Here is a 4,923-nt window from a genome sequence, read left to right as displayed (position 1 = left end):
CGCCCGCGCCGACGACGCCGCCGACCGCGGCGGCCTGCTGCTCCTCGCCGTGCTCCTGCTGGCCGTGCTGGCCGCGGCCGGCGGCTGGTACTACGGAGTCGGCCGCTACACCGAGGCTCCGAACCTCGTCGGCGCCTCGCTGACCAGCGCCCAGCAGACCGCCGAGCAGGACGGCTTCACGCTCGAGGTGTCCGGTCAGGAGTTCTCCGAGACCGTGCCGAAGGGCACCGTCATCAGCACCGACCCCGGACCCGGCGACAAGGTGCTGCCCGAGGCCACCATCGACGCGGTCGTCTCGCGCGGCAAGGAGCGCTACGCGGCGCCCGACCTCGCCGGACGCACGCTCGAGGAGGCCACCGCGACGCTCGAGGACAACAACCTCGCGGTCGGCGACGTCAAGCAGGTCTACGACGACGAGGTGGCCAAGGGACGGGTCGTCGAGCTCACCACCCTCAAGCCGGGCACGCTGCTCAAGCGCGACACCCCGGTCGACCTGACGGTCAGCAAGGGCCGCCAGCCGGTGGAGGTCACCAGCCAGGTCGGGCGCAAGCGCGACGCGGCGGTCAAGGCGCTCGAGGACGCCGGTCTGAAGCCGCAGGTCAGCGAGACCTTCTCCGACACGGTCGCGGCCGGCGTCGTGGTCGACCAGGACCCGCGCGGCGGACGTCTCTACCGCGGCGACCCGGTCAAGCTCGTCGTCTCCAAGGGCCCCGAGCTCGTCCCCGTGCCGGACGTCCGCGGCCGTCCCCGCGCCGAGGCCGAGAAGGCGCTGACGGACGCCGGCTTCAAGCCGCAGGTGCGCGACGTGCTGCCGGGCAACGACCGCGTCGTCGTGCAGACGCCCTCGGGCGGCAAGCAGAAGCGCGGCACCACCGTCGTCATCTACTGCTGACCGGCCCGCGTCCGCGGCTCGCCGGCCCTAGGAACGACTCCGCCGGCCGCCCCCTGAGGGACGACCGGGCGGTGACGGTGGGGCAGGTCAGCTGCGCTCGGCGAGCATCTCCGCGACGAGGAAGGCCAGCTCGAGGCTCTGCGCGCGGTTCAGGCGCGGGTCGCACAGCGTCTCGTAGCGGGTGACCAGGTCCTCCTGCGACAGCTTGGCGCCGCCGCCGAGGCACTCGGTGACGTCGTCGCCGGTCAGCTCGACGTGGACGCCGCCGGGCCACGTGCCCAGCGAGCGGTGCACCTCGAAGAAGCCGCGGACCTCGTCGATGACGTCGTCGAACTCGCGCGTCTTGTAGCCGTTCTCGGTGGCGAACGTGTTGCCGTGCATGGGATCGCAGACCCAGGCGACCTCGAGTCCGGCGGCGCGCACCTTCTCGACCAGCGGCGGCAGGCCGTCGCGGATCTTGCCCGCGCCGAAGCGCGTGATGAACGTGAGCCGGCCGGGCGTGTTGTCCGGGTTCAGCTTCGCGGCCAGGGCCAGCGCGTCGTCCGGGGACGTCGTGGGGCCGAGCTTGACGCCGATCGGGTTGGCCACGCGGCTGAGCAGCTCGACGTGGGCGCCGTCGATCTGGCGCGTGCGCTCACCGATCCAGAGCATGTGGCTGGAGACGTCGTACGCCTTGTCGGTGCGCGAGTCGATGCGGGTCATCGGCTGCTCGTACTCCAGCAGCAGCGCCTCGTGCGAGGAGTAGAAGTCGACCGCGTGCAGCTCCTCGGGGTCGATGCCGATCGCGTCCATGAACGCGAGCGCCTTGTCGATGGCCGCCCCCACGGCCTCGTAGCGCTGGCCCAGCGGGCTGCTGCGGACGAAGTCCTTGTTCCAGGCGTGCATCTGACGCAGGTCGGCGTAGCCGCCGGTGGTGAAGGCGCGCGCGAGGTTCAGCGTCGAGGCGGACGCGTGGTAGACCTCGAGCAGCCGGTTCGGGTCGTGCTGGCGGGCCTCGGGCGTGAAGTCGAAGCCGTTGACCGCGTCGCCGCGGTAGGCCGGCAGCGTGACGCCGTCACGGGTCTCGGAGTCGCTGGAGCGCGGCTTGGCGTACTGGCCGGCCAGGCGGCCGACCTTCACGACCGGGACGCTCGCGGCGTAGGTGAGCACGACGGCCATCGACAGCAGCACGCGCAGCTTGTTGCGGACGTTCTCCGCGGTCACGCCCTCGAACGTCTCCGCGCAGTCGCCGCCCTGGAGCAGGAACGCCTCGCCGCGCGCGACGGCCGCCATCTTCTCGGTGAGGGCGTCGCACTCGCCGGCGAAGACGAGCGGAGGCATGCGGCGCAGGCGGGACACGGCGGCGTCACGGGCGGCCGGGTCCTCGTAGGTGGGCTGCTGCACGCGTCCGAGCGCGTCCAGCTCTTCGAGGGTGGGGATGGTGCTCACCGGCCCAGGATACGGCGTGGCCCCCGGGCGTCCGGCACCCGTGCGCGGCGGTGAGACGCTACGCCGCCGGGGCGTCGTCCTCGGACGGCTCGACCGCGTCCTTGGCGGCGGCCTTCGCGGCGTCGCGCAGCTCCTTGTCGCGCTTCTTGGCGTCGGTGGCGTACATGTCGATGTACGGCTGGCCGGACAGGCGCATGATCTCGTACATGATCTCGTCGGTGATCGCGCGCAGGACGAAGCGGTCCTCCTGGAGCCCGTCGTAGCGGCTGAAGTCCAGCGGCTCGCCGAAGCGGACGCCGGGACGGACGAACCGGCCGAACACCTTGCCGGGCGGGGCGATGACGTCGGTGTTGACGACGGCGACCGGGATCACCGGCACCTGCGCCTCCAGCGCCAGGCGCGCGACGCCCGTGCGGCCGCGGTACAGCCGTCCGTCGTGCGAGCGGGTGCCCTCGGGGTAGATGCCGCAGACCTCGCCCTCGGACAGCAGCCGCAGCTGGGTGCGGATCGCTCCCGCCGCGGCCGAGCCGCTGCTGCGGTCGATGGGGACCTGGCCGGCGCCGGAGAAGAACTTCTTCTGGAACCAGCCCTTGAGGCCGGGCGTCTCGAAGTACTCGGCCTTGGCCACGAACGTCACGCGACGCGGGATCACCAGCGGCATGAACAGCCAGTCGGCGTACGACAGGTGGTTCGAGGCCAGGATGACGGCGCCCTCGCGCGGGACGTTCTCGGTGCCCTCGGCCCACGGGCGGAAGATCAGCTTGAGCAGCGGACCCAGCGCCAGGAACTTCAGAAACCAGTAGAACACTCGACCTCCCTGTGGACGGCGCAACTGTACCCCGGCCCGCGTCCGGCGCCCGTCGTCGCGCTGGCGTGGTGCTTTCGCGGCTGCGGACGGCCTGCGAGACTGGTGGGGTGAGCGACCGCGACCCCTCCGACGACGAGTTCCGCCGGCTCGTCGAGGGCCTGGACCTGGACTTCTCGGCCATGGACGAGGCGGACGCCCGGCGGGCCCGCGAGCAGGCCGCGGCGCAGGCCGACGACGACCCGTGGGCCGACGACGCCCCGGACGAGGACGAGCAGTTCTACCGCCAGCCCCCGCCGCCGCCGGCCCGGGCGTTCGACCCGCGTCGCCAGCTCGGCTGGGCCGGTGCGCTGGGCGGACCCGCGCTGCTGGTCGTGGCCACGCTGCTCGGCCTGGACCTGCCTCAGGCGGTCGTCCTGGGCGCCGTGCTCATCTTTGTCGCCGGGGCGGTCGTGCTGGTCTCGACGCTCCCCGGATACGGACCCTCGCACCGGGACTTTCCGGACGACGGCGCCGTGCTCTGACGCGTGACATGTCGGCGGCGCCGATCATGCCCGCCTCCGGCCCCAGGTGGGCCCGCACGATGCGCGCCTCGGCGCGGTAGCCGCGGCCGGTCAGGGACGCCGCGAACGTCTGGCGAGCCGGCTCGATGAGCAGCTCGGCGGCGTCGCTGACGCCGCCGCCGATGACGAAGATGCCCGGGTCGAGGGCGGCGGCGAGGCTGGCGATGCCGCTGCCCAGCCACTCCCCGACCTCGCGGATCCAGGCGATCGCCTCGTCGTCGCCGGCCTGCGCCAGGCGGGTGACGTGCTGGCCGCCGATCGCGTCGAGCGAGCCGGCGTCGCGCAGGAGCGCCTTGCCCAGCGTCGTGCCGTCGTCGGCCGCCGCCCTGGCCCGCCGGGCCAGCACGCGTCCGCTGGCGTACTGCTCCCAGCAGCCGGTGTTGCCGCACTCGCACGGACGTCCGTCGGGCACGACCTGCATGTGGCCGAACTCGCCGGCGATGCCGTAGCGCCCCCGGTAGACCTGGCCGTCGATGACGACCGCGCCGCCGATGCCCGTGCCCAGCGTGATGAGGACGAGGTCGGACTCGTTCTGCGCGGCGCCGAAGCGCCACTCGGCCCAGCCGGCCGCGTTGGCGTCGTTGTCGACCAGCACGGGCAGCCCCGTGCGGCGCGACACCGCGTCGCGCAGCGGCTCGTGCCGCCAGGCCAGGTGCGGCGAGAACACGACGGTCGACTGCGTGGCGTCCACGAACCCGGCGGCACCGATGCCGATCGAGCGGATGTGGTGGTTGCGGCGCAGCTCCTCGGTGATCTCGCTGATGGCGTCCAGGACGTCCAGCGAGCTCGTCGTCGGGCTGTCCCGGCGCAGCCGCTCCAGCACGCGCCCGTCCTCGTCGACGACGCCGGCGGCGACCTTGGTGCCGCCGATGTCGATGCCGATGCTGAGCTTCTCGGCCACGGCTACACCGGCTCGCTGCGGACGAGGTCGGCCGCGCCGACCAGGCCCGCGTCGTTGCCCAGCGTGGCTAGGCGCAGGTCGGCGAGCGGACGGTGCCCGTGGGCGGGCAGCGACGCCTCGAACGCCCGGCGGATGGGGTCGAGCAGGTGGTCGCCGGCCGCCGCGACGCCGCCGCCGATCGCGACCACGGTCGGGTCGAGCACCGTGGCCAGGGACGCGATGCCCTCCCCCAGCCAGCGGCCGAGGTCGGCGAGCAGGTCGTCGCACAGCGGGTCGCCGCCTGGCCAGCTGGGTCACCAGCGGGCCGGTCAGGCGGTCGGGGTCGTCGCCCACG

Annotated in this window: 6 protein-coding genes; 2 read left to right on the top strand and 4 right to left on the bottom strand. The window is 73.3% G+C overall.

All coding sequences use genetic code 11. From position 1 onward, the window contains the following. Nucleotides 1-892, top strand: an 892-nt coding sequence (locus AC2W7G_RS09060) for a PASTA domain-containing protein (RefSeq protein ID WP_485868145.1), incomplete at its 5' end; no start/stop codon positions are given. Between the two features lie 87 nt (nucleotides 893-979). Here the strand turns inward: AC2W7G_RS09060 and AC2W7G_RS09055 are convergent. Beyond that, a complete protein-coding gene (locus AC2W7G_RS09055; protein ID WP_485868144.1) occupies nucleotides 980-2,320 on the bottom strand; it encodes a class II 3-deoxy-7-phosphoheptulonate synthase in 1,341 nt (446 codons plus the stop codon). Nucleotides 2,321-2,378: 58 nt separating this feature from the next. Further along, nucleotides 2,379-3,128, bottom strand: coding sequence for a lysophospholipid acyltransferase family protein (locus tag AC2W7G_RS09050; protein ID WP_485868143.1), 750 nt, complete (start codon nucleotides 3,126-3,128; stop codon nucleotides 2,379-2,381). A gap of 107 nt (nucleotides 3,129-3,235) precedes the next feature. Here AC2W7G_RS09050 and AC2W7G_RS09045 point away from each other — a divergent pair, with 107 nt between their 5' ends. Further along, on the top strand, nucleotides 3,236-3,649 hold the full coding sequence (locus tag AC2W7G_RS09045; RefSeq protein ID WP_485868142.1) for a hypothetical protein: 414 nt from the start codon (nucleotides 3,236-3,238) through the stop codon (nucleotides 3,647-3,649). On the opposite strand, the gene AC2W7G_RS09040 is transcribed toward AC2W7G_RS09045, so the two are convergent. After that, complete coding sequence (locus AC2W7G_RS09040) at nucleotides 3,555-4,589, bottom strand: ROK family glucokinase (RefSeq protein ID WP_485868141.1); 1,035 nt, start codon at nucleotides 4,587-4,589, stop codon at nucleotides 3,555-3,557. The two genes, AC2W7G_RS09045 and AC2W7G_RS09040, sit on opposite strands and share 95 nt — an antisense overlap. Before the next feature lie 2 nt (nucleotides 4,590-4,591). After that, on the bottom strand, nucleotides 4,592-4,810 hold the full coding sequence (locus tag AC2W7G_RS09035) for an ROK family protein (protein ID WP_485868146.1): 219 nt from the start codon (nucleotides 4,808-4,810) through the stop codon (nucleotides 4,592-4,594). Nucleotides 4,811-4,923 lie beyond the last annotated feature (113 nt).

The sequence above is a fragment of the Aeromicrobium sp. PFPM2_SD2 genome (assembly GCF_057364525.1).
This window is presented reverse-complemented; position numbering and strand designations above follow the sequence as displayed.